Here is a 23,869-nt window from a genome sequence, read left to right on the forward strand (position 1 = left end):
CCACCATGATGGGAGGCGCCGATTCATCCCCTGCTTACGCTCACGCTGAAAAATGGGAGGCTTCTCAGTTGGAGATGATCAAAAGAAGCCGGCTACCGCCCCGGCTTTGGAAAATGGATCGTGAACACGGTGCCGCGCCCCACTTTGCTCGCTACGGTAATATATCCATGGTGAGCCTCAACCAAATGTTTCACAATCGAAAGGCCCAACCCCGTTCCGCCGGAATCGCGGCTGCGCGCCTTGTCGACGCGGTAAAAACGCTCAAAAATGCGCGGGATTTCCTTTTCCTCAATGCCGATTCCGGTGTCTTTCACATGGATCAGCACTTCTTTCTCCGTCTCTTCCGCCTCGACAGCGACCCGTCCGTGCTCCGGCGTATACGTGATGGCGTTGGCGAGCAAGTTCAGCAAAATTTGCTTCATCCGATTTCTGTCACCGCGGATGACAAGCCCGGATGGCGATTCGATATGCAAATCAATTTGTTTTTCCGCCGCTTTTTGGCGAAACACAGCAGCCGCTTCGGCGATGACTTGAGCGATATCCACGTCTTCGAGTTGCAGCTGAAATTCGTGCTGCTCGATTTTCGACAAGTCCAACAGTTCCTCAACGAGCGTTTGCAGCCGTTCGCTTTCTTTTAAGATGATGGTCAAAAAATGTTCGAGCGCCGCTTCATCCTTCATGGCGCCATCCAATAGCGTTTCGGCGAATCCTTTGATGGACGTCACCGGCGTTTTCAATTCGTGCGAAACGTTGGCGACAAAGTCTTTGCGGATTTGCTCAAGACGCTTCAGCTCCGTAATGTCGTGAAACACGACGACAATCCCTTTCCATTCGGCGTTCGTGCCAATGATGGGAGCCCCGTATACATCGAAATGTTTCCGCTCGATGCCAATCGTCAGCCGCATATGCCGGCGCATCGTCGTTTCGGTGATGAAAATATCATCGATAAACCGGACGATGTCGCCATGCGGCAGCACATCGGCGTACGGACGGTGCAAACAATCCGACGGATCGAGATGAAACTGAGTCTGGAACGCCCGATTGATGAGAGAAATATGTCCGCGGTGGTCAATAAACAACAGGCCGCTGCCGACGTTTTCAATGAGCGTGTGAAGCCGATCGGTCTGAATTTCCCGCGCCCTGCTCATCTCCTGCAAATGGCGGGCCAGCCGGTTGATCGAGCGCACAAGCATCCCGGCCTCGTTATATTCACCATCGGGCACACGGGCGGCGTAATTGCCTTTTTCCAGCTCAAACGCCACTTTCGTCGCTTCTTCAATCGGCTTCATATATTGATTGGCGATTTTCCAGACGAGGGCGATGATGACAACGAGCGCCATCCCGAGGCTGCTCGTGAGCACGCCCCAAATTTGCTCGTTTACTTTTTGGAGTGAGCTCGTCGGTGTGCTTAAAACGACGTACCCGCTCCGCTCACCGCGCTCGTACGGGACGATGTAGTAATAGACGTCGTTTGTTTTTTCAATCACGGAAAAACGGGGAAACTGCTTTTTGCGCAAAATCGCGCGGACGATGCGCTCATGGTCTTTGTCGCTGATCGCTGCGACGCGACCGCTGTCAAACCGCACCCGTTCTTCTTTATCGAGCACGGTGATGCGGGACGACAGCTCATTCCCCATTTCCTGCAAATCGGCGCGGATTTGCTCGAGCGGTTCATTTTCAAGCAAAATCGCAAGCGCTTGGGCCTCTTTTTCCATCCGTTTGTTCATCGTCTCGGCGTAAAAATCTTTCAGCAATTGCCCGAGCAAAAGCCCGAGGGCGATCAACACCGTGGCGATGAGCGTCACGAGCCAAAACAAAAGGCGGGTGCGGAAGCTATTCATGCCGCTTCGGTTCCTCCAATTTGTAGCCAAGGCCGCGCACCGTTTTAATGTACATCGGTTTTTTCGTATCGGTTTCGATCTTCTCTCGCAAGTGGCTGATATGGACGTCGACAATGCGTGTATCGCCGGCAAACTCGTAGTTCCACACGGCGCTGAGCAGCTGGTCGCGCGTCAACACCCGCCCTTTATGGCGAGCCAAATAAAGGAGCAACTCAAACTCTTTCGGCGTCAGCTCAAGCGGCTTGCCGCCGATCGTTGCTTCATAGCGTTCCGGAAAAATTTCCAGCTCGCCAACAACAAGCCGCTCGCTCGATTCAGCCGCCGGCTGAACGATCTCCGTGCGGCGCAAAATCGCCTTGACGCGGGCAATGACTTCGCGCGGGCTGAACGGCTTTGTCATATAGTCGTCGGCGCCAAGCTCAAGACCAAGCACTTTGTCAAATTCATCATCGCGAGCCGTCAACATTAAAATCGGCGTCATGATTTGCTGCTGGCGAAGCCGCTTGCACACATCAACGCCGTCAAGCTTCGGCAGCATCAAGTCCAAAATAATGAGCGCCGGCTGCTCGGACGCTACTTTCACGAGCGCCTCTTCGCCATCGTGAGCGGTCACGACGTGAAATCCGGCTTTCTCCAAATTGTACGACAACAGAGTCACAATCGGCTGTTCGTCATCGACAACTAAAATTTTTCGTCCCATGCCGCTCCTCCATCCCGTCCAATGGTTTCTGCCTTTATGATACCACAATTGACGCCATGATTCGGACAAAAAAAGAAAAAAGGGCGGTTTTCCTGTGGACAGGTTGCCCGCGGAAAACTGCCTCTCGCGTTTGGTTGGCTTCCTTTGGCGGAAAGCGGCATAAAACTCCCCCTTTGTTTCGAAGTGGGGGACTGCTTTCAACATGAGGTCAAAAGTTCTCGAGCACCCGCCCGTCTAGGCGCGGCAACGTATGCGGCGGGCAGACAGACAGCGTTCCGTCAAGCACCGTTTCCGCACCGCGCGTCGCCATGACGGACAACGTCACGCAATGGCCCGCCTCATCGACATCGGCGACTTCGAGCAAAAATTCGAGCGTTTCATAATGATAAACGGGGCGGAGAAAGCGAAGATCCTGCCGCGTAATGTAGCTGCCCGGGCCTGGCAAATATTTGGAGACCGCGGACGTGATCATCCCCGTCAACATGACCGGCGGCACGACCGGTTTTCCAAACGGCGTCTGTGAAGCATAATCATGCTGGATATAGAGCGGATTGGCATCATCCGTCAGCCCAAGATAAAGAAGCAAGTCTTTGTCTTCGATGGCGGCTTGGAACACGAGCTTTTCCCCCGCTTGAATTTCCCCGATCCGTCTCCCGAGCTTTCGTTTTTTCAACATGTTCCCACCCCTTCGTTGTCTAGAAAGCGCTTTCATTGACTGTGGGCAAAAATCCGGGGCAATGCCCGAATTTTTGCCTCGCCGCTATTCCAGCATGCGCATGACATTTTTAACGGATTCGACGGATTTGGCGAGCGCCGCTTTTTCCTCTTCGGTCAGCTCGAGCTCGATCACTTTCTCGATGCCGTTGCCGCCGAGGATCGTCGGCACGCCCAAATAAATGCCTTCATAGCCGTATTCGCCTTCAAGGTAGGCGATCGCCGGCAAAATGCGGCGCTGGTCTTTCAAAATCGCTTCGACCATTTCGACAAGCGAGGCGGCCGGTGCGTAGTAGGCGCTGCCGTTGCCGAGCAGGTTGACGATTTCACCGCCGCCTTTGCGCGTCCGCTCAACGATGGCGTCCAAACGATCTTTCGGAATGAGTTTTTCGAGCGGAATGCCGCCGGCGTACGAGTAGCGGACGAGCGGCACCATGTCATCGCCATGGCCGCCTAAAACAAACCCAGTGACATCTTTTACCGAAATGTTCAGCTCCTCGGCGACGAACGTGCGGAAGCGCGCCGTATCCAAGACGCCCGACTGGCCGATGACGCGGTTTTTCGGAAACCCGGACTCTTGAAACACCGTGTATGTCATGGCATCGACCGGGTTCGTCAAGACGATGATGTAGCAGTTCGGCGAGTATTTGACGACTTCCTTCGTCACTTGCTTCATAATTTTTTGGTTCGTCGTCACCAAATCGTCGCGGCTCATGCCCGGCTTGCGGGCGATGCCTGCTGTGATGACGACGATGTCGGAATCGGCTGTGTCAGCGTAATCCGATGTGCCGATGATATTCGCGTCAAAGCCGAGCACCGGGCTTGCCTCGAGCATATCGAGCGCCTTCCCTTTCGTTGGGTTCTCAAGCTGCGGAATATCGACCAACACGACGTCGCCGAGCTCTTTTTGCGCCAAAAGGAACGCCGTCGTCGCCCCCGTGAATCCGGCGCCGATCACCGAGATTTTTTTCCGTTTCATCGCCATCGTTTGCCATCCCTTTCCTTCAAAGGTTAGTCCATATTGCGGATGAGCGCATCAGCAAATTCGGAGCATTTCACTTCCGTCGCCCCTTCCATCAGGCGGGCGAAGTCATACGTGACGATTTTCGCAGCGATCGTTTTCTCCATCGCTTTGATGATCAATTTCGCTGCTTCGTTCCAACCAAGATGCTCAAACATCATGACGCCCGAGAGAATGACGGACGATGGGTTGACTTTGTCAAGCCCTGCGTATTTCGGCGCCGTGCCGTGCGTCGCTTCGAAAATCGCGTGGCCGGTTTCGTAGTTGATGTTTGCCCCCGGCGCGATGCCGATGCCGCCGACTTGAGCGGCCAGCGCGTCGGAAATGTAGTCGCCGTTTAAGTTCATCGTCGCGATGACGTCAAATTCGCGCGGACGCGTCAAAATTTGTTGCAGGAAGATGTCGGCGATGACATCTTTGATAATGATTTTGCCGGACGCTTCCGCATCAGCAAGCGCTTTGTTCGCCGCTTCCTTGCCTTCCGTTTCAACGATTCGGTCGTATTGCGCCCACGTGAACACTTTGTCGGCGAATTCTTCCTCCGCCAGTTCATAACCCCAGTTTTTAAACGCGCCTTCGGTGAATTTCATAATGTTTCCTTTATGAACGAGCGTCACCGACTTGCGGCCGTGTTCGATCGCGTAGTTGATCGCCGCGCGCACAAGCCGTTTCGTCCCTTGTTCGGAAATCGGTTTAATGCCGATGCCGGACGTTTCCGGGAAGCGGATTTTGCGCACGCCCATTTCGTTTTGCAAAAAGTCGATGACTTTTTTCACTTCCGGCGTGCCTTTGGCATATTCAATGCCAGCGTAGATGTCTTCCGTGTTTTCCCGGAAAATGACCATATCGGTGTCTTCCGGGCGTTTCACCGGCGACGGAACGCCTGGGAAGTAGCGAACCGGGCGCAAGCAGACAAACAGGTCGAGCTCTTGGCGGAGCGCGACGTTCAGCGAGCGGATGCCGCCGCCGACCGGCGTCGTCAACGGCCCTTTAATGGCGATTATGTATTCGCGGATCGTCTCAAGCGTTTCATCCGGAAGCCAGCTGCCCGTCAGCTTGTACGCTTTTTCACCAGCGAGCACTTCCTTCCAAACGATTTTTTTCTCACCTTTGTACGCTTTTTCCACCGCTGCTTCGAGCACGCGCGAAGCGGCCGCCCAAATGTCCGGGCCGGTTCCATCCCCCTCGATGAACGGAATGATCGGGTTGTTCGGAACGTTGAGCACACCATTTTGGACTGTAATTTTTTCTCCTTGCGTCACGAGCAAAACCCCAATGCAGTTTTTTTATAAAAAGGCGTGAAGGCGCGCCTTCACCGCCTTGTCCACTTGTTTTAGCCGCGCTCGTCGATCGGCACGTACGCCCGCTTGCCTGGGCCGGTGTACTCAGCGCGCGGACGGATGAGACGGTTGTTGTCGTATTGTTCCAAGATGTGAGCCAACCATCCCGAGGTGCGGCTGACGGCAAAAATCGGCGTAAACAAATCATGATCGATTCCTAAACAATGGTAAACCGAGGCGGAATAAAAGTCAACGTTTGGCGGCAGCGCTTTTTCCGATGTGACGATTTCTTCAATCTTCGTCGACATTTCATACCAATGCGGCTCGCCGACGAGCTTCGTCAGTTTTTCCGACATTTTTTTCAAATGTTTGGCGCGCGGGTCGCCTTTTCGGTAAACGCGATGGCCAAAGCCCATAATTTTTTCTTTGTTGGCGAGCTTTCTGCGGATGTATGGCTCGACGTTGTCGACCGTGCCGATTTCCGTCAACATTTTCATCACCGCTTCGTTCGCCCCGCCGTGAAGCGGCCCTTTCAAGGCTCCGATCGCCGCCGTGATGCCGGAATACATATCGGACAGCGTGGCTACGCAGACGCGCGCCGTGAACGTCGACGCGTTCAACTCGTGGTCGGCATGCAGCACGAGCGCCTTGTTGAACGCTTCCGTGGCGATGTCGTCTGGTTCTTTGCCGGTCAGCATGTACAAGAAATTGGCGGCAAAGCTCAAATCTTTGCGCGGCGCAACCGGTTCCAACCCTTTGCGCACGCGGGCGAAGGCGGTGACAATCGTCGGGATTTTCGCCTGCAGGCGAATGGCTTTCCGATAATTCGCCTCTTTCGTCATCACATCCGCCTCTTCATCATACAAGCCGAGAAGCGATACCGCGGTGCGCAAAGCCGCCATCGGATGCACCTTGTCAATCGGATACAGCTTGAAGTGTTCAATGATTTCATTTGGAATTTCAGCGTTTTCCGCCAACTGTTTCTTTAATTCCTCAAGCTGCTCTTTCGTCGGCAGTTCGCGATGCCAAAGCAAATAAACGACTTCTTCGAAGGAAGCGTTTTCGGCTAAATCGTCAATGTCATAACCGACATACGTCAACGTGTCATCGATGATCGAACTGATGCTTGAAGTTGTGGCCACAACTCCCTCTAACCCACGGGTTACTGTCATGTTCAATCTCCCCTTCTCTTCATAAGTTCCGGCCATAACGACCGATGGCCGATGAGCGCTTGCTCGAAATGGAGGCAAAAACAAACGCGCGCGCGAAAGTGCTTACATGACGCCGGCGGCAACCGCCCCGTCGCAACAGCTGTACAATGCTTGGCCGAAAACTCACTCACGTTTATTATTATAAACAATTATCAGACTTTTGTCAGCTGTCACACGTCAAAAGAAATGGCTCTTCACCACAACATGTACTTGACAAGCAATACAGCTTCCTGCACAAAGATTTGAAAAAATCACTGATTTGTTGATTTTCCCTTACAAGCGTAAATAGAGTTCAGAAAAAATCAAGTACAACTTTTGGTGAAGAGCCAAAGAAATGATGATCAGGAATAAAATAGAAATCCATTCATCTCAAAACGGAGGATCCCACACGCCGCCTGGTGATCAAAAATATTCTACCATTTTGATGACCGTATAGGCAATGCCAGCGCCGATCAATGGACCAACCGCCACCCCATGAAACAGCGAAACCGCGAGGATGGTTCCGAGCACAAGCGCCGCTGTCATATGCGGGTCATGGGCAAGGAGCGTTACTCCATTTTTGGCGATCAAGGCGACAAAAATGCCAGATGCGAGCGCCACCCAGGCCGACAACGACTGCAAAGAGCCGACAAGCTGCCGAAAGCCGATCTCCCCAGAGGCGATGGGAGCGAGCACGGCGATCGTAATGACCGTCACTCCCCAGTTGATCCCTTTGGACTGAATGATCGGCAGCACTTTTTGATCCAAGCTGACAAGTTTGATGGCCAACAGCACAACGACGGCGACAATAAGCGACTTGTTTTTCGCAAGAAAGCCGAGCGCAAGCAACAACAATAAAAACAACACCGGTTCGTTCACGGTCGTCCGTCCTTTCCTATGAAACTTGTCTTTTTGCTTCCCCGTAAGAAAACGTGTAATATATCAATATGGAACGTCGTTGGAGGTGAAACATTGTCCCGAGTTTATGTTGATCGCTTTTTGCGCTTTTTTCTTGTCATCGCCGCTGTCGCGCTCGGCGCCATCGCTGCGTACTACATCGCGACGGTGACGTATCCGTTCATCATCGCCTTTTTCATCGCGATGATCATCAACCCGCTCGTCGATGCTTTGGAGCGGAAAGCGAAAATGCCGCGCTGGCTAGCGGTCAGCGTCACGCTCATCATGTTGTTTGCCGCGGTCGCCGGCTTGGTCACGCTTCTTGTTGCCGAAATCGTTTCGGGAACGCAATATTTAGCCCGCGTCGTGCCGGAAAAATTTCAAGCATTGATCACGTATATGGAGACGTTCGTCGCCGACCAAATCATCCCGATTTACAAAGATTTGGCCGGGATGTTTAAAAGTTTAAGCGCCACCCAACAGGATACGATTATGCAAAACATTCAAGCCGTCGGAAAAAAAATGGGGACGACGGTTGGTGAATTTGTCCAAAGCATCCTGCAAAACATTCCGCAGCTTCTCGCCTGGCTGCCGAATGCCGCGACCGTGTTTATTTTTTCGCTGTTGGCGACGTTTTTTATCAGCAAAGACTGGCGGCGTCTCGTGCGCATGGCGCAGCAATGGCTGCCGACGAAAGCCCGCACAAGCGGAAAAACGGTGTTTCTTGATTTAAAGCGGGCGCTGTTTGGCTTTATCAAAGCGCAGGCGACGCTCATTTCGATTACGACGGTCATCGTGTTGATCGGCTTGCTTATTTTGCGCGTCGATTACGCCATTACGATCGCATTGATCATCGGGTTCGTCGATCTTTTGCCATATTTGGGAACGGGGATTGTATTTGTTCCTTGGATCATTTACACCATGGCTAGCGGCGACATTCCGTTTGCCATCGGATTGGGCGTGCTGTATGTCGTCGTCCTCGTCCAACGGCAAATCATGGAGCCGAAAGTGCTTTCTTCAACGATCGGCCTCGATCCGCTCGCCACGCTCATCGCCTTGTTCGTCGGCTTCAAGCTGCTCGGCTTTCTCGGCTTGATTGCCGGCCCCGTCGCGCTTGTCATCATCCGCACGCTCCATAGCGCCAATGTTTTTCGTGATCTTTGGCGCTTTATTATCGGCAAGCCGACCACGTAATCGAAGGGAGCTGTCTCAAAAGCTCGGCTTTCTATAATAGGAATACAATCTTTCGTTTCACAAAGATGTTTAATGGGTATACAGGACGATGCGAAAGGGTGTCCCGCTGCTTTTGGGACACCCTGTTTTGCTGCAACGTCCGTTACAACACGCTCGCATGGCCGCGGTAGACGGCGCCAAAGCCGCCATCGACCGTGATCTCTTGCCCATCTTTAAACAAGCTTGTGGCATTTTCCACCCCGACGACGACCGGAATGCCAAGGCTTAAGCCGACGACCGCCGCATGGCTCGTCAACCCGCCTTCCTCAGTAATGATCGCCGCTGCTTTTTCGAGAGCCGGCATCATATCGGCATCGGTGCTGATGGTGACTAAAATGCCGCCCTCTACCATTTTTTGGCACGCCTCTTCCGCCGTTTTGGCGACGACCGCCTTGCCGAATGCCGACTTGCGGCCGATGCCTTGCCCTTTGGCAAGCAAGTCGCTGATGACGTGCACTTTCATTAAGTTCGTCGATCCCGTTTCGCCGACCGGCACGCCGGCCGTGATGACGACCAAGTCGCCGTGCTTCACCAAGCCGGAGCGCACTGCCGCGTCGACCGCCACATCGAGCATTTCATCGGTTGTATTGACATGCGGTGCTTCTTTCGTATACACGCCCCAAATGAGCGCCAGCCGCCGCGAGACCGCTTCGTTTGATGTCACCGCGATGATCGGGGCTTTCGGGCGGTATTTCGCCACCATCTGCGGCGTTTTTCCGCTCACCGTCGGCGTCACGATCGCCGCGACATCCAAATTGAGCGCCGTGTGGGCGACCGATTGGCCGATGGCATCGGTGATCGTCGTTCGGCTCTCTTTCGTGCGCTGGGACAAAATGTCGCGATGCTCCAGCGCCTGCTCGGTGCGGAGCGCGATTTGGTGCATCGTCCTTACCGCTTCGACCGGATACTGGCCGGCTGCGGTTTCTCCGGAAAGCATGACGGCGTCGGTGCCGTCAAAAATGGCGTTGGCGACATCGCTCGCCTCAGCCCGCGTCGGCCGCGGATTGCGCTGCATCGAGTCGAGCATTTGCGTCGCCGTGATGACCGGCTTGCCAAGCATGTTGCACTTTTTAATGAGCATTTTTTGAATGAGAGGCACTTCCTCAGCCGGAATCTCAACGCCAAGGTCGCCGCGCGCCACCATGAGGCCATCGGCGGCTTCCAAAATTTCATCGATGTTGGCGACGCCTTCTTCATTTTCAATTTTCGCGATAATTTGGATATGTAAGGCGTCATTCGCCTCGAGCAGCTCGCGGATTTCGAGCACATCAGACGCCCGGCGCACAAACGAGGCGGCGATGAAGTCGATGCCTTGGCGGATGCCAAATAAAATATCGGCTCGGTCCTTCTCGGTGATGCCCGGCAAATTGACACGCACGCCGGGGACATTGACCCCTTTTTTGTTTTTGAGCACACCGCTGTTTAAGACGGTCGTGACAATTTCTCCAGCTTGCTTGTCGACTGCGTTGACTTCAAGGCCGATCAACCCGTCGTCCAGCAAAATTTTCGAACCAACGGACACATCATCGATCAGCCCCGGATAGGTGACAGAAATTTTTTCCGGCGTGCCGAGCACTTCGCTCATCGAAATGATGAGCTTTGCCCCTTCCTTCAGTTCGATGGCGCCGTTCTCCATATTGTGCGTGCGGATTTCCGGACCTTTCGTATCGAGCAAAATGGCGACCGTTTGGCCCGTCTGCCTCGCCGCCTCGCGAATGTTGGCGATGCGCCGCCCGTGTTCCTCATGATCTCCGTGCGAAAAGTTGAGGCGCGCCACGTTCATCCCCGCTTCGATCAATTGCACGAGCTTGTCTACGCTCTCGCTGGCCGGCCCGATCGTACAGACGATTTTCGTTTTCCGCTTCATCACTTCTTCTTCCTTTCCCCTCGGGAATTAAATCGACAGCTCTTTCGACAAGGTATACATCCGCTGATCGACCGTATGTGTTTTCGCCAACGCTTCGGCAATGTCATGGTCCACGATTTGGTTGTTTTGAATGCCAACGCAGCGGCCGCCTTTGCCTTCAAGGAGCAGCTCGACCGCATGGGCGCCGAGGCGGCTCGCTAACACGCGGTCAAACGCCGTCGGCGATCCGCCGCGCTGCACGTGGCCAAGCACCGTCACGCGCGTCTCAAAGCCGGTCGCCTCTTGAATTTGCCGTCCGAAGTCGACGCCGCTGCCGACTCCCTCGGCGACGATGATGATGCTGTGTTTTTTGCCGCGTTCATGGCCGCGCTTCAAGCGAGCGATGATGTCGTCCATGTCGTAGTCCGCTTCCGGAATCAAAATCGTCTCCGCCCCTCCGGCAAGCCCCGACCATAGCGCAATATCGCCGGCATGGCGGCCCATCACTTCGACGACGTACGTCCGCTCATGCGACGTCGCCGTGTCGCGGATTTTGTCAATGGCGTCAATGACCGTATTGAGCGCGGTGTCAAAACCGATCGTGAAATCGGTGCCTGGAATGTCGTTGTCGATCGTCCCGGGCACGCCGACGCACGGGAAGCCGTGCTCCGTCAATTTTTTCGCCCCTTGATACGACCCGTCGCCGCCGATGACGACCAGCCCTTCAATGCCGTGCTTTTTCAGCTGCTCGATCCCCTTTTTCTGTCCTTCTTCCGTCTTAAACTCCGGGCAGCGCGCGGTATAAAGGATGGTGCCGCCGCGATGGATGATGTCCCCGACGTCCCCGACTTCCAGCTTTTTGATATTGCCGGCGATCAACCCGGCATACCCGTGGTAGATTCCGTACACTTCCACCCCATGGTAAATCGCTTTGCGGACGACAGCGCGAATGGCCGCATTCATGCCCGGCGAGTCGCCGCCGCTTGTCAACACACCAATCCGTTTCATCATTTCCACCTCGTTTGCATTGAATTGCACACGTCCGACCTCATACGTCTTCTTGAACATCCCTAATGTACCATGAACAACAGCGGAACACAATACAGAAGCGATCGATGAAACGGCTTACAAAAGTGGATTTTTTCACGATAGAACAAAGCTGTCCCGCGACGGAGACAGCTTTTTCCTTATCTTGCCCGAATCGTTTCCGGCAAAAACGACACTTGGCCCATTTGTTTAAATTTTTCATAGCGCTGCCGGACGAGCTCTTCGCCGTCAAGCGCCAACAGCTGTTTGAGCGAACGGCGCAGCACGCGGTCAATTTCTTTTGCCTGCTCGTCGGCGTTGCGATGAGCGCCGCCTTTGACTTCTGGAATGATTTCATCGATGACGCCGAGCGCCTTTAAGTCATGAGCGGTGATTTTCATCGTTTCCGCCGCCCGCTGCGCCAATGAGGCGTCTTTCCACAAAATCGCCGCCGCCCCTTCCGGCGAGATGACCGAGTACGTCGAATTTTCCAGCATATGGATATGATTGCCGACGCCAAGGGCAAGCGCCCCGCCGCTTCCGCCCTCTCCGATGACGATGCAGACGACCGGCACCGTGAGCCCAGCCATTTCAAACAAGTTGCAGGCGATCGCCTCGCTTTGCCCGCGCTCTTCAGCCGCTTTGCCCGGGTAGGCGCCTTTCGTGTCGATAAAGCAGATGATCGGCCGCGAAAACTTTTCTGCCTGCTTCATGAGCCGCAGCGCCTTCCGGTATCCTTCCGGATGCGGCATGCCAAAGTTGCGGCGCAAGTTTTCTTTCGTATCTTTGCCGCGCTGGTGGCCGATGACCGTCACGGGGAGTCCGTCGTATTTGGCGATGCCGCCGACGATCGCCTCGTCATCGCCAAAGCAGCGGTCGCCGTGGCACTCAAGAAAGTTCGTAAACAACCGCTCGATGTAATCGAGCGTCGTCGGCCGCTGCGGGTGGCGGGCGATTTGCACGCGGTCCCACGGCGTCAAATTCGCATAAATCTCGTTTTCCAGCTTGGCGAGGCGCGCCTCAAGCTTTTCGATTTCCGCCGATAAATCGACGTCCGCCGTTTTCATGAACTCTTTCAACTCTTGAATTTTGCGGCGCAGCTCGACAAGCGGCTTTTCGAATTCTAATTCCGCCACCATCCCTCTTCCCCTCCTTTTTGATGAAGATCCAAGACGACCGCAAGCGTTTCTTTCAGCTCGTGGCGGTGAATGACGGCATCAAGCTGCCCGTGCTTCAGCAAAAACTCCGCCGTCTGGAAATCGTCCGGCAGCTCTTCGCGCACCGTCTGCTCGATGACGCGGCGGCCGGCAAAACCAATGAGCGCCCCCGGCTCGGCAAAGTTATAATCCCCAAGCGAGGCGAAACTCGCCGATACACCGCCGGTCGTCGGGTGGGTCATGACGGAGATGAACAAGCCGCCGTCGTTGCTGAACCGTTTGAGCGCCGCGCTTGTTTTCGCCATTTGCATGAGGCTCAACACCCCTTCCTGCATGCGGGCGCCGCCGGAAGCGGTGAAAATGAGAAACGGCATCTGCTGTTCGCGCGCTCGTTCGACGGCGCGGGTGATTTTTTCGCCGACGACCGAGCCCATGCTGCCCATGCGAAACGATGAATCCATGACAGCAATGACGAGCGGATGGCCATAAAGCGCTCCTTCGCCGGTGACGACCGCCTCGTTCAGCCCTGACTTGCGCCGGTCTTCTTCCAGTTTTTCGATGTAGCCCGGAAAGCCGAGCGGATTGACCGAGATCATATCGGCGTCATACTCGCGGAAGCTGCCGTCATCAAGAAGGCTTGCAATCCGTTCACGCGCCGGCATCGGATGATGGTAGCCGCAGCTTAGGCAAACGCGCAAGTTTTTGATCAACTCTTTTGTATACATAATTTTCTTGCATTGCGGACATTTCGTCATCACGCCTTCCGGCACTTCATGCCTCGCTTGTTCTGAAGGCAGCGGTGCATACTTTTTCTTTTTCACAAACAAGTCTTTCCACACGAGGGAGCCCCTCCTTTGCGTTTTCGCCTCTCTACTACTTTATCGAAAATGGACATCATTGTTTGTCAAACGATGTCCGGCCCGTTTCGACAACGGCGAAGGCCGTTGCGCCTCCCAAACGGCGACAGTCTCCGCCGGATCTTGCCTTTCCAAAGCGGCGAGCAGCTGTTCATAACCGGCGTCGGCAAGGGGCGGCTCGGGCGCAAATGAAGCGGCAAACCCCGACAGCACCCGCCAAATGCGGGCGAGCAAAACATTGCCAGCCGCTTCCACCACCGTCTCGAAAAACCGCGCGAAATCAATCGGTTTTTGACGAACAATTTTTTTCAACTCGTCTACGTCCTCCGCGCTCCGGCGCCGACACGCAAGGGCAAGCAACAGGCGCTCGATGAGCCATTTTGTTTCCGCCAAATCGGCCTTTGCCCGTTCGTTTTCCAACAAAAACATCGCCAACAGGTCGATCAGCTGGTGGCTGCCAACCTCACGCCTATACCTCCCCTCACCGCGCCGCGTTTCAATCAAGCCGAGAAATTCAAGCGCCCGCAACGCCTCGCGCACCGATGAACGCCCGACGCCGAGCCGTTCGGCCAGCTCGCGCTCCGACGGCAGCTTGTCGCCAGGGGCTAAGTTGTCTTCCGCCATCATGCGGTGGATATGTTTCAACGTCTCGGCATACACGTTCTCCTCTTTGATACAATGACCCCTCTCCTTCGCTTCATCCACTGGTCTGACCACCTAATGGTTATACGATATAACAAAATAGCGAAATAGTAAAGGGTGACTTATTTGACAGCGACGCGCCCAGCACCGAATAGAGAGAGCAATTCGTCGACAAGCGGCGCGGTGAAGTCAACCGCATACCGTTCCGGCAGGCGGAGAAGCTTCCGCTTCGCTTCGTCGTATAAATAAACCGGAATGCTTCCGTGGTGTTGTTCGAGCAGCTGCTTCAACGCCGCAAGCCGCGGTCCGTCCGATAGCGCATGGCCTGCGTTAATATACAGCGCTGACACGAGCAGGCGCTCGGCGCGGCGAATGATGAGCTGACGCCGTCCGCCGCGCACCTCAATCATTCCGGCAAGCAATACAAACTGTCCTTCTTTCAATACGTCCGCCGCGCGGCGGTAAACGTTCGGAAACGCCACCGCCTCCAATTCCCCGCTCTCATCGCCGACGGTGAAAAACGCCATTTCTTCACCCTGCTTTGTCCTCGTTTTCCGTATGCGGACGACCGCTCCCCCAACCACAGTTGACGGACCTTGCACATCGGCAACACACACCGCCCCCGCCGCTTGCAGCAACGGGCGGCACACCGCCGCCGGATGGGGGGTGACGGCGAAGCCAAGAAACTCCGCTTCCCGCCGCCGCCGTTCGGACAAAGGCCACGAATGTGCGGCAGCATATTTCGGTTTTAACGACAGCCCTCCGGCTTGCAGCGCCTGAACCCATTGCGCATGTTCGATCGCAATGTCAATGCTGGCAAGAAGCGAAGCCCGATCTGCACCGAACTCGTCAAACGCCCCAACGGAAATGAGCGCCTCGAGCGCCGGGCGCCCGAGCCCTTTTGGCAGCAAGCGAGCAGCGAAATCAAAGAAGTCGGCAAACGGTCCGTTCGCTTTCCGCTCCTCGACAATCAGCTTCGCCGCCGAGCCGACTTGCTTCACCATCGCGAGCCCAAGGCGAATGGCGCTCCCCTCCACAAAAGAGCGAAAAACGCTTTTGTTGACCGACGGCAAAAGGACGTTGATCCCTTTTCGCGCCGCCTCCCAATAGTACACCGCCGCTTTTTCTCGGTCGCCGGAGGCATTGGTGAGCATGACCGCATAAAAACAAAGCGGGTAATGAGCTTTCATATACGCCATCGCATACGACAACAGCGCATAGCTGACCGCGTGGCTTCGGTTGAAGCCGTAATCGGCAAAGCGGACGATGTGTCGGTACAGTTCCTCGGCGACTGCTTTCGGATAGCCGTTCGCCACGCAGCCGGCGACAAACGCCTGACGCTGCTTGGCAAGCAGCGCTTTCTCTTTTTTCGCCACCGCCCGGCGAAGCACGTCCGCTTGTCCGAGCGAAAATCCGGCAAGCCGGGCGGCGATTTGCATAATTTGCTCTTGATAGATCAATACCCCGTATGTCGGCGCTAAAATCGGCGCAAGGTCAGGATGGATGTATTCAATCGGCTCCTCGCCGCGCTTGCGCCGGATGTAAACGGGGATCATTTGCATCGGCCCCGGCCGATACAAGGCATTGACGGCGACGACATCTTCAAACTCAGACGGCCGCAGCTCGGCGAGCACGCGCTTCATCCCGCTTGATTCGAGCTGAAAAATGCCATTTGTATCTCCAGCGCCAAGCAGCGCGTACGTTTTTTCATCATCAAGCGGCAACGTGCGGATGTCAAACGACTTTCCGGTCTGCCGCTCGATCAAACGCACGATCTGCTCGATCAACGTGAGCGTGCGCAAACCGAGAAAATCAATTTTCAGCAATCCAAGCGCTTCAAGCGCCCCCATCGCGTATTGCGTCAGCGGCCATTCGCCATGGCTTGGCTGCAGCGGCACGAAGCGAACGAGCGGCTCCGGGCTGATGATGACACCAGCAGCGTGGATCGACGTATGGCGCGGCAGCCCTTCCAGTTTTTGCGCAACAGCCAGCCACTCTCTCCCTTGCGGAACCGCTGCCACCGCGCGCCGAAAAGCGGCGGACTCGGCATGCCATTGGCGGAGCGTCACACTTTGTTTGCTCGGCAAGAGCGCCGCAACCTGTTCCGCCTCCCGCCCAGGGACGCCAAGCGCTTTGGCCGTCTCGCGCAGCGCCGCTTTGGCGCCGAACGTGCCGAACGTAATGATTTGCGCAACGCGGTCGCGCCCGTATTTATCCGCCACATAGCGAATCACTTCTTCGCGCCGGTCATCAGGAAAATCCAAGTCAATATCCGGCACCGACGCCCGCTCCGGATTTAAAAACCGTTCAAACAAAAGCCCATACTTGATCGGATCGACATCGGTGATCGACAATGCGTAGGCGACAAGCGACCCGGCCGCCGAACCGCGGCCCGGGCCGGTTAAGATGCCGCGTCGGCGGGCGTAGGCGAGCACATCGGCGACGATCAAAAAATAGTCGCTGAAATGAAGCGACTGAATCACATCCAGCTCATGCGAAAGCCGACGCCAGTAGCGCTCATCGGCCGACGGCACGCGTCGGGCGAGCCCTTGTTCCGATAAGCGGCGCAAATAACTGTCGGCCGTCTCTCCGTCCGGAACGGGATACGCCGGCAGCCGCCAGCCGCCAAACTCGATCTGCAACTCGCATTGATCGGCGATCGCCAGGCTGTTCTCGAGCGCCTCCGGCAAGTCCGCAAACCGGCGCGCCATCTCCTCTGGCCCCGCCAAATAGCGGCCGTTATCGTCCTCAATGTCAGCGAGCAGCGCGCCGCGGCCGATGGCCTGCAAGCAACGCCACGCCACGGCATCGCTGCGCTCCACGTAACGGACGTCGTTCGTCGCCACGATCGGGACGCCGGTTTCCTCCGCCAGCTGCAACAACCCGGCTTCATATGGGGCTCGCGTTTGCTCGCCGCGCTGAACGGCGACATACAGCCGTCCTGGAAACAGCTGATGATAGCGGCCAAGCGCCTCTTTCGCCCGCTCCCATTCGCCGGCGGCTACAAGCGACTCGACGCGTCCCTCGCTTCCGGGAGTGATGGCGATGATGCCGCCGCTTAAGCGCACAAGAGCGGCTTCCTCCATATGCTTTGTTTCCCCCATTTGCATCATGGTGCTGATTTCAAGCAAATGGCGATACCCCTCTTCATTGGCGGCCAACAGCACGAGCGGGAACGCTTCCTCCCCAGAAAGAGCGACATCAGCCGTCACGCCGATAATCGGGCGAATGCCGTTCTGCTTGCATTCCCGGTAAAACGGAATAGCGCCATACAACACATTCCGGTCCGTGAGCGCGAGCGCTTGATAGCCGAGCTGTTTCGCCCTCGCTGCAAGCGCCTCCACCGCCGCCGCACTTTGAAACAAACTGTATCCGCTCAACACATGCAAGTGAACGAACATCATGACCATCCCTCCCTCATCCGTGCGCTTGACGGGCGAAAACTTTTCTTTCGGCTACATACTCCGTCCACCCTATTGATATACATAGATAAGAGAGAAAGAAAGGGCGGGGAAACGCATGAACGAAAAAGCAGCCTTCTTGCCGGCGTTTATTCAAAGCTATTTTATCGCCGTCGGCGTGCTGCTTGGCGGCGCCATCATCGGCGCGCTCGGCGCGTTTTTGAGCGGCGGCCAGCCGCTGACGGCCATGTACCGATTTGCCGGCGATTTGCGCATTTGGGCGGTCGTCGCCGCCATCGGCGGGACGTTTGACACGTTTTACGTCGTTGAGCGAGGGCTGTTTTTAGGGGAAACGAAAGACATCGTGCGGCAATTTTTGCTCATTTTGTCCGCCATGGGCGGAGCACAGACCGGAGTGGCGATCATCACGTGGCTGACACAGGAGCACATTTCGCCATGAGAATTCCTCCGTATTACCAATACCCGTCATGGCAGCGCTTTTTTGCCGGCGCGGCGATCGGAGCGCTCATCAGTTGGTTTGTCTTTTTGTATATGTTCGGCGTGTTGCAGGAAAAACAAGTGCGGCACGTCAATGAGCTCAACGAACAGATCGCCGATTTGCAAAACGAAATTCGCATTTGGCAGGAAGACTATATTCATTACAATAAGGAAATGAAAAAAAAGCTGACCGTTCAGGACGTTTCCGTCCATCTCGCCAACGCCGAGCAATATAAACTTGATTCCTACACGACGTTTCGCATTGAAGACAGCGTCAAAGAAGATTTGTCCCATTTGATTACGAAAGATATCGAAACGGTGTACAACAGCCGCGAACTGATTGAGCGGGCAATTGAAAACAAAACGTATACGGTCCACGAGAAGACATACCGGCTTGAACTTCACACACTCACGATCTTTACCTTGTTGGCCGTCGAAGTGAAACTGACGCCGCTTCCGTAGAGCGCGCCTTGCCGCCCCATTCCGCCGCGGTGGAGTGCCAAACAAGCGCGTCTTGCGGGAAAAGAGGGTGTCCCGAAAGCCTTCGGGACGCCTTCTCCTATCAACATGACGCTTCATTTGAAACAACAACTTTGTGACATACTCCCACCACCTACGCTTCGCTTAGAGGTGGGGGCTTCTCGGGTAATCCCATCTCATGATGGGAAGTTGACCGAGCGATCCCCGTGTGCCCCACGGTTTTACTGAAATTCACCTCCCACTTTCACTTCGTTTCGAAGTGGGAGACTTCTTTCGGAAAGATGTTAAAACCACCCGTTTCCGTCACCGCTCAGCCCGACAGACCGCTTTTACGTCTTCAATCACGCGATCCGCTTCCTCCCAAGAAGCAATGGACGCACCGGCTGCGAGCGGATGGCCGCCGCCGCCGTAGCGTTTGGCGACCACATTGATGACCGGCCCTTTGGAACGGAAGCGAACGCGGATTTCCCGTTCTTCCTCAATGAAAAACACCCAGGCGACAATGCCGTCAATATTGCCGAGCAAACTGACGAGCTGCGACGCCTCAAGCGGAGTGACGCCGTATTCCTCAAGCAGCGCCCGCGGCATTTTCACAGCCGCCACCCCTTCCTCGATCATAAAGTTCGACAACACATAACCGCTTAAGCGGGCGAGCGGCAAGCTCGTCCGATACAATCCGTCGTACAATTCCGTCAGCGAAAAGCCGTACGAAATGAGCTCCCCAGCGTAGCGGAACGTTTTTTCACTTGTGCGCGGAAACAAAAAGCGGCCCGTATCGCCGACAATGCCGGCGTAAATGAGACGCGCCGCCTCAACGGTCATCGTCAACCCTTCCTCTTTCCCCGCCAAATAAAACTCATAAATCATCTCGCTTGTCGAACTGGCGGCGGTATCGACCCACATAATGTCGCCATACGGCGTGTCGTTCGGGTGATGGTCAATTTTAATGAGCTTTCGCCCGAGCCGATAGCGGCTGTCGCAAATCCGCTCCTCATTAGCTGTATCGCAGACGATCACGAGCGCCTGCGCGTACACAGAATCATCAATGACATCCATGTTCCGCAAAAACGACAGCGACGGATCGTCCGTTCCGACCGCGTACACCCTTTTTTTCGGAAACGACGCCCGAAGCAATGCCGCCAACCCGCCTTGCGACCCGTACGCGTCCGGGTCCGGGCGAACATGGCGGTGGATGATGATCGTGTCAAATTCACGAATCGCATCAAGAATTTGTTGATGAACCGGTTTCATTCGTTCTTCCCCTTTAGTCACCTGTCATATTCAACCGCTGGCATTTTTCCCTGCTTCTATGTACAATGAAAAAAGAAATGAACAACGGAGGGACCCAACCATGCCAGCCCTGGTTATTTTCATTATATTTTCCTTTTCGTTTTACGTCTATTATAAAATCCGCTACGTCCGCTCCCGTCGTCCGATGGAACGCCGCTTTCTCTCAGCGAAATCGAGCATGGCGCTTGGACTGTTCGTTGCCTTGTTCGGGATCAACCAATTGTTTTTGTATCAGACAATCGTCACCTATATCATCTCCGCCATCTTTATCGCACTAGGCTTTGGCAGCGTTTGGGCCGGCTACCGCGCCTACCGCTGCTATCTGCCGCAGGCGGTCGAAGAGGCAAAGGAAGCGGCAAAACAAGGGTAATGCCGTTTGGTGTATGCGCCGGCCAACGATAAAGGAAAAGGATGTTCCAATGAGGAAGTGGACATCCTTTTTTTCCTTTACCGTTTATCGGTCGATCAGCTGGCACATCATCATGGCTTTGCCGACAAGATCGCCTTCGTTATACACTTCGACATCCACTTTCCCGAACTTGCGCCCGAGCTCTAAAAGCTTTGCCCGCACGTCGACCGTGCTGTCGATTTGCACCGGCTTGATGAAGTAAATCGTGATATTTTCCATCACCAAATCGCCGCGTTTGTACGCGCGAAGCATGCGCGCCGCTGCTTCGGTGACGATTGTCGTAAACACGCCGTACGAGAGCGTCCCTAAATAGTTCGTCATCTGCGGCGTAATCGTGCAGCGAAACAGCGTTTCTTTGTCGCCTGACTCACGAAACTGGGCGGTGATGAGATCATCGATCGTCTCCCCGACTTGCGGCTGACGCTGCGCCATTTGCAGCGCTTTTAACACGTCTTGGCGGCTGATGATCCCTTGCAGCCGGTTATAGTCATCCACCACCGGGAGAAGCTCAATTCCTTCCCATACCATAATATGAGAAGCAAACGCCACTGACGTTTTTCCGTTCACCGTAATCGGCTGCTTCGTCATCACCTTTTCGATCGGCAGCTGCCGGTCAACATCCAGCACGTCTTTTGCCGTCACAACCCCTTGCACTTTCAGCTCATCATCGACGACCGGGAACCGGCTATGGCGCGTCTCTTTGTTCAACGCATACCACCGCTCAATCGGATCATGGACGCGCAAGTACGCTGTTTTGTCAAGCGGAATGAGAATATCCTCGACCAACACAATTTCTTTTTTGATGAGCTGGTCGTAAATCGCCCGGTTGATCATCGTCGCGACCGTAAACGTGTCATAGCTCGTCGAAATGATCGGCAGCCGCCGCTCATCGGCGAGCTTTTTCACGTGGTCGGCCGTGTCAAACCCGCCGGTGATGAGCACGGCCGCCCCCGCCTGAAGCGCCAGCTCGTGCGCCTTCGTCCGGTTGCCGACGATAAGCAAATCCCCTGCGCCCGTATAGCGCATCATCGCCTCCAGCTGCATGGCGCCGATGACAAAACGGTTGAGCGTCTTATGCAGCCCTTCACGTCCGCCAAGCACTTGGCCGTCCACAATGTTGACAACCTCGGCGTACGTAAGCTTCTCAATGTTTTCCTTCCGCTTTTTCTCGATCCGAATCGTGCCGACGCGCTCGATCGTGCTTACGTATCCTTTGTTCTCCGCATCTTTGATCGCTCGGTACGCCGTCCCTTCGCTCACGCCCATTTCCTTGGCGATCTGCCGGACGGAAATTTTCTCGCCGATCGGCAGCCGGTGAATGTATTCCAAAATTTGCTCGTGTTTTGTCGCCAACGGTTCTTCACCCTTTACGCATTGTTACCTCCATTATACAGGGCGCAGCGGCGGGGATTCAACGGTCGCGCCGGCCATCAGAAAGCGCCCTTCCCAAAGCGGGAAGGGCGCCTCTGTTACAGCTCGATGCTTTCCCCCGGTTTCAACGCGCGGCCGACGCCCGGCGGGAGGAGCGAGACGAACCGCTCGGGGTCTTGGGCGATCGGCGGGAACGTGTTGTAATGGATCGGCACGACGAGTTTCGCCCCGAGCCACTCGGCGGCGACCGCCGCATCTTCCGGCCCCATCGTGAAGCTGTCCCCAATCGGCAAAAAGGCGACATCGATGTTATGGCGCTCGCCGATCAGCTTCATGTCAGAAAACAGCCCCGTGTCGCCGGCATGGTAGATCGTTTTGCCTTCGGCCGTGAACAAAATGCCGGTCGGCATGCCTAAATAAATGATTTGCTTGTCGTCCGTCACAAACCCGGAGCTGTGGAACGCCTGCGTGAACTTGACCGTGCCAAAGTCAAATTCGCGCGCCCCGCCGATGTTCATGCCAAACGTCTCGACGCCTTGCCAGCTTAAATACGTCGCCAGCTCAAATGTGGCCACGACAAGGGCGTTGTTCCGCTTGGCGATTTCAACCGTATCGCCGACATGATCCCCGTGCCCATGCGTCAACAAAATGACATCCGCTTTCACATCCGCCGCGTTCAAATCGGTCGTCGTATTGCCGGTGATGAACGGGTCGATCAAAATCGTTTTTCCGTTCGTCTCAATGCGGACGACCGAATGGCCATGGTAGCTGATTTTCATCGTCACATCTCTCCTTTCCACTACACATGATTCGCCGCCGCCCATCCATTTCCTTCTTTTCCCGCCTGTCCATTTACAAACGGCCCGTTTCTTGATACGCTCAAAATGGACGATCACGAAAAAAGGAAGGAAGGGAACGATGAACCAACGGCTGCAAGCATTTTCCACTTGGCTTCAACAACAACATAGTTCATTCGCCTTCATCACGTCAAGCGCCAACGTTTTTTATTTGAGCGGCTTTTTTTGCGACCCGCACGAGCGGCTGCTGGCGCTTTTGGTTTTCCCTGACAGCGAGCCCGCGCTCGTCTGTCCGCAAATGGAAGCGCCGCGCGCCCGCCGGAGCGGCTTTGGGCATACGGTGATCGGCTACGACGACAGCACTGACCCGTGGAACGAGATCCGCCGCCATCTCGAAGCGCGCGGCATCAAGGCCGTCTCGATTGCCGTTGAGAAAAACGATTTGTCGTTCGACCGTTTCGAGCGTCTCTCGGCATTGTTTCCAAACGCCAAGTGGCACGACGCCGAAGAAAAGCTGCGCCAGCTTCGCCTGATCAAGGATGAGCAGGAAATGAAGGTGTTGCGCCAGGCGGCAGAACTTGCCGACAAAGCGATCGAAATCGGCGTCTCGGCCATCCGCCCGGGCGTGACGGAGCTCGAACTTGTCGCCGTTATTGAATATGAGCTGAAAAAACTCGGCGTTGAAGGGATGTCGTTTCCCACGACCGTGCTCACGGGCGCAAAATCAGCCGATCCGCACGGCGTGCCGGGAACGGCGGCGGTCGCACCGGGGGATTTCGTGCTGTTCGATTTAGGCGTCATCGTCGATGGGTATTGCTCCGACATTACCCGCACCGTCGTCTGTCAGACGGCAAGCGACGAACAGCGGCTCATTTACGATACCGTTCGGCGCGCCCAGCAGGCGGCGATCGACGCCTGCCGCCCGCAAACCGCGATGAAGAAGATCGACCGCGCCGCCCGAAACGTCATCGAACAAGCCGGCTACGGAGACTATTTCACCCACCGCGTCGGGCACGGCTTAGGGATCGAGATCCACGAATACCCATCGCTTCATGGCGCCAACAACGAACCGCTCGCCCCCGGCATGGTGTTTACAATCGAACCGGGCATTTACGTCCCATCCATCGGCGGCGTGCGCATTGAAGACGACGTCGCGGTCACGGATCATGGGGTTGAGGTATTGACGTCGTTTTCGAAGGAGTTGATCATTGTTTAACAT

At 55.4% G+C, this 23,869-nt stretch carries 21 protein-coding genes; 5 read left to right on the forward strand and 16 right to left on the reverse strand.

Translation table 11 applies throughout. The features are described from left to right. Positions 1–92: 92 nt before the first annotated feature. The 7 genes from pnpS to A0V43_RS11620 all read right to left on the reverse strand — a co-directional run bounded on the left by pnpS (position 93) and on the right by A0V43_RS11620 (position 7,625). Positions 93–1,841 carry a two-component system histidine kinase PnpS gene (gene pnpS / locus A0V43_RS11585; protein WP_063193133.1) on the reverse strand — a complete coding sequence of 583 codons (1,749 nt, stop codon included), beginning with the start codon at positions 1,839–1,841 and terminating at the stop codon, positions 93–95. After that, positions 1,834–2,541: a response regulator transcription factor gene (locus tag A0V43_RS11590; protein ID WP_011232206.1), complete on the reverse strand. Its 708-nt coding sequence runs from the start codon at positions 2,539–2,541 to the stop codon at positions 1,834–1,836. Before A0V43_RS11590 ends, pnpS begins: the two co-directional genes overlap by 8 nt. A gap of 208 nt (positions 2,542–2,749) precedes the next feature. Continuing rightward, positions 2,750–3,217 (reverse strand): MaoC/PaaZ C-terminal domain-containing protein, encoded by a 468-nt coding sequence (locus tag A0V43_RS11600; RefSeq protein ID WP_011232207.1) that lies wholly within the window; start codon positions 3,215–3,217, stop codon positions 2,750–2,752. An 84-nt stretch (positions 3,218–3,301) separates the two neighbouring features. Beyond that, positions 3,302–4,240: a malate dehydrogenase gene (gene mdh / locus A0V43_RS11605; RefSeq protein ID WP_011232208.1), complete on the reverse strand. Its 939-nt coding sequence runs from the start codon at positions 4,238–4,240 to the stop codon at positions 3,302–3,304. 26 nt (positions 4,241–4,266) lie between these two features. Next, complete coding sequence (gene icd / locus A0V43_RS11610) at positions 4,267–5,538, reverse strand: NADP-dependent isocitrate dehydrogenase (RefSeq protein ID WP_011232209.1); 1,272 nt, start codon at positions 5,536–5,538, stop codon at positions 4,267–4,269. A 71-nt stretch (positions 5,539–5,609) separates the two neighbouring features. Beyond that, entirely contained in the window at positions 5,610–6,728 is a 1,119-nt protein-coding gene (citZ, locus tag A0V43_RS11615; RefSeq protein ID WP_015375586.1) for a citrate synthase, read from the reverse strand. 441 nt (positions 6,729–7,169) lie between these two features. Beyond that, positions 7,170–7,625: a DUF441 domain-containing protein gene (locus tag A0V43_RS11620; protein WP_015375587.1), complete on the reverse strand. Its 456-nt coding sequence runs from the start codon at positions 7,623–7,625 to the stop codon at positions 7,170–7,172. A 93-nt stretch (positions 7,626–7,718) separates the two neighbouring features. On the opposite strand from A0V43_RS11620, the gene ytvI reads away from it, so the two are divergent. Beyond that, positions 7,719–8,837 (forward strand): sporulation integral membrane protein YtvI, encoded by a 1,119-nt coding sequence (gene ytvI / locus A0V43_RS11625; protein ID WP_015375588.1) that lies wholly within the window; start codon positions 7,719–7,721, stop codon positions 8,835–8,837. 142 nt (positions 8,838–8,979) lie between these two features. Here the strand turns inward: ytvI and pyk are convergent, their stop codons facing one another. The 6 genes from pyk to dnaE all read right to left on the reverse strand — a co-directional run bounded on the left by pyk (position 8,980) and on the right by dnaE (position 17,808). Further along, positions 8,980–10,743 (reverse strand): pyruvate kinase, encoded by a 1,764-nt coding sequence (gene pyk, locus A0V43_RS11630; protein ID WP_015375589.1) that lies wholly within the window; start codon positions 10,741–10,743, stop codon positions 8,980–8,982. A gap of 27 nt (positions 10,744–10,770) precedes the next feature. Then, the gene (gene pfkA, locus A0V43_RS11635; RefSeq protein WP_015375590.1) at positions 10,771–11,730 is read right to left on the reverse strand and encodes a 6-phosphofructokinase; all 960 of its coding nucleotides are present in this window, start codon (positions 11,728–11,730) and stop codon (positions 10,771–10,773) included. A 179-nt stretch (positions 11,731–11,909) separates the two neighbouring features. After that, a complete protein-coding gene (gene accA / locus A0V43_RS11640; RefSeq protein ID WP_063193134.1) occupies positions 11,910–12,887 on the reverse strand; it encodes an acetyl-CoA carboxylase carboxyl transferase subunit alpha in 978 nt (325 codons plus the stop codon). Beyond that, positions 12,872–13,744, reverse strand: a complete 873-nt coding sequence (gene accD / locus A0V43_RS11645; protein WP_025949478.1) for an acetyl-CoA carboxylase, carboxyltransferase subunit beta — start codon at positions 13,742–13,744, stop codon at positions 12,872–12,874. The genes accA and accD overlap by 16 nt, the downstream gene beginning before the upstream one ends. A gap of 39 nt (positions 13,745–13,783) precedes the next feature. Continuing rightward, complete coding sequence (locus A0V43_RS11650; RefSeq protein ID WP_081132763.1) at positions 13,784–14,467, reverse strand: FadR/GntR family transcriptional regulator; 684 nt, start codon at positions 14,465–14,467, stop codon at positions 13,784–13,786. Positions 14,468–14,526: 59 nt separating this feature from the next. Further along, on the reverse strand, positions 14,527–17,808 hold the full coding sequence (gene dnaE, locus A0V43_RS11655; protein WP_063193135.1) for a DNA polymerase III subunit alpha: 3,282 nt from the start codon (positions 17,806–17,808) through the stop codon (positions 14,527–14,529). A 115-nt stretch (positions 17,809–17,923) separates the two neighbouring features. On the opposite strand from dnaE, the gene A0V43_RS11660 reads away from it, so the two are divergent. Both A0V43_RS11660 and ytrI read left to right on the forward strand, forming a co-directional pair. Beyond that, positions 17,924–18,265 (forward strand): sporulation membrane protein YtrH, encoded by a 342-nt coding sequence (locus tag A0V43_RS11660; protein WP_011232219.1) that lies wholly within the window; start codon positions 17,924–17,926, stop codon positions 18,263–18,265. Further along, the gene (ytrI, locus tag A0V43_RS11665; protein WP_060788529.1) at positions 18,262–18,765 is read left to right on the forward strand and encodes a sporulation membrane protein YtrI; all 504 of its coding nucleotides are present in this window, start codon (positions 18,262–18,264) and stop codon (positions 18,763–18,765) included. The genes A0V43_RS11660 and ytrI overlap by 4 nt, the downstream gene beginning before the upstream one ends. Positions 18,766–19,086: 321 nt before the next feature. On the opposite strand, the gene A0V43_RS11670 is transcribed toward ytrI, so the two are convergent. After that, a complete protein-coding gene (locus A0V43_RS11670; RefSeq protein WP_013524308.1) occupies positions 19,087–20,034 on the reverse strand; it encodes a DHH family phosphoesterase in 948 nt (315 codons plus the stop codon). Positions 20,035–20,134: 100 nt separating this feature from the next. Between A0V43_RS11670 and A0V43_RS11675 the strand changes: the two genes are divergently transcribed. Continuing rightward, positions 20,135–20,443: a YtpI family protein gene (locus tag A0V43_RS11675; protein WP_063193136.1), complete on the forward strand. Its 309-nt coding sequence runs from the start codon at positions 20,135–20,137 to the stop codon at positions 20,441–20,443. Between the two features lie 84 nt (positions 20,444–20,527). Here A0V43_RS11675 and A0V43_RS11680 read toward each other — a convergent pair whose 3' ends face one another. Together A0V43_RS11680 and A0V43_RS11685 are read right to left on the reverse strand one after the other, a co-directional pair. Further along, positions 20,528–21,835, reverse strand: coding sequence for a CBS domain-containing protein (locus tag A0V43_RS11680; RefSeq protein WP_060788528.1), 1,308 nt, complete (start codon positions 21,833–21,835; stop codon positions 20,528–20,530). Between the two features lie 116 nt (positions 21,836–21,951). Further along, a complete protein-coding gene (locus tag A0V43_RS11685; protein WP_021322125.1) occupies positions 21,952–22,632 on the reverse strand; it encodes a metal-dependent hydrolase in 681 nt (226 codons plus the stop codon). A gap of 139 nt (positions 22,633–22,771) precedes the next feature. On the opposite strand from A0V43_RS11685, the gene A0V43_RS11690 reads away from it, so the two are divergent. Continuing rightward, on the forward strand, positions 22,772–23,866 hold the full coding sequence (locus A0V43_RS11690) for a M24 family metallopeptidase (protein WP_063193137.1): 1,095 nt from the start codon (positions 22,772–22,774) through the stop codon (positions 23,864–23,866). Positions 23,867–23,869: the final 3 nt, after the last annotated feature.

This window comes from Geobacillus sp. JS12, assembly GCF_001592395.1.
Classification (GTDB): domain Bacteria; phylum Bacillota; class Bacilli; order Bacillales; family Anoxybacillaceae; genus Geobacillus; species Geobacillus zalihae.

What these genes read in the sequence shown, in the direction of transcription:
- pnpS (WP_063193133.1), bottom strand. Translation starts at nt 1,841, where the DNA reads ATGAATAGCTTCCGCACCCGCCTTTTGTTTTGGCTCGTGACGCTCATC.
- A0V43_RS11590 (WP_011232206.1), bottom strand. Translation starts at nt 2,541, where the DNA reads ATGGGACGAAAAATTTTAGTTGTCGATGACGAACAGCCGATTGTGACT.
- A0V43_RS11600 (WP_011232207.1), bottom strand. Translation starts at nt 3,217, where the DNA reads ATGTTGAAAAAACGAAAGCTCGGGAGACGGATCGGGGAAATTCAAGCG.
- mdh (WP_011232208.1), bottom strand. Translation starts at nt 4,240, where the DNA reads ATGGCGATGAAACGGAAAAAAATCTCGGTGATCGGCGCCGGATTCACG.
- citZ (WP_015375586.1), bottom strand. Translation starts at nt 6,728, where the DNA reads ATGACAGTAACCCGTGGGTTAGAGGGAGTTGTGGCCACAACTTCAAGC.
- pyk (WP_015375589.1), bottom strand. Translation starts at nt 10,743, where the DNA reads ATGAAGCGGAAAACGAAAATCGTCTGTACGATCGGGCCGGCCAGCGAG.
- pfkA (WP_015375590.1), bottom strand. Translation starts at nt 11,730, where the DNA reads ATGAAACGGATTGGTGTGTTGACAAGCGGCGGCGACTCGCCGGGCATG.
- accA (WP_063193134.1), bottom strand. Translation starts at nt 12,887, where the DNA reads ATGGTGGCGGAATTAGAATTCGAAAAGCCGCTTGTCGAGCTGCGCCGC.
- dnaE (WP_063193135.1), bottom strand. Translation starts at nt 17,808, where the DNA reads ATGATGTTCGTTCACTTGCATGTGTTGAGCGGATACAGTTTGTTTCAA.
- A0V43_RS11660 (WP_011232219.1), top strand. Translation starts at nt 17,924, where the DNA reads ATGAACGAAAAAGCAGCCTTCTTGCCGGCGTTTATTCAAAGCTATTTT.
- ytrI (WP_060788529.1), top strand. Translation starts at nt 18,262, where the DNA reads ATGAGAATTCCTCCGTATTACCAATACCCGTCATGGCAGCGCTTTTTT.
- A0V43_RS11670 (WP_013524308.1), bottom strand. Translation starts at nt 20,034, where the DNA reads ATGAAACCGGTTCATCAACAAATTCTTGATGCGATTCGTGAATTTGAC.
- A0V43_RS11675 (WP_063193136.1), top strand. Translation starts at nt 20,135, where the DNA reads ATGCCAGCCCTGGTTATTTTCATTATATTTTCCTTTTCGTTTTACGTC.
- A0V43_RS11685 (WP_021322125.1), bottom strand. Translation starts at nt 22,632, where the DNA reads ATGAAAATCAGCTACCATGGCCATTCGGTCGTCCGCATTGAGACGAAC.
- A0V43_RS11690 (WP_063193137.1), top strand. Translation starts at nt 22,772, where the DNA reads ATGAACCAACGGCTGCAAGCATTTTCCACTTGGCTTCAACAACAACAT.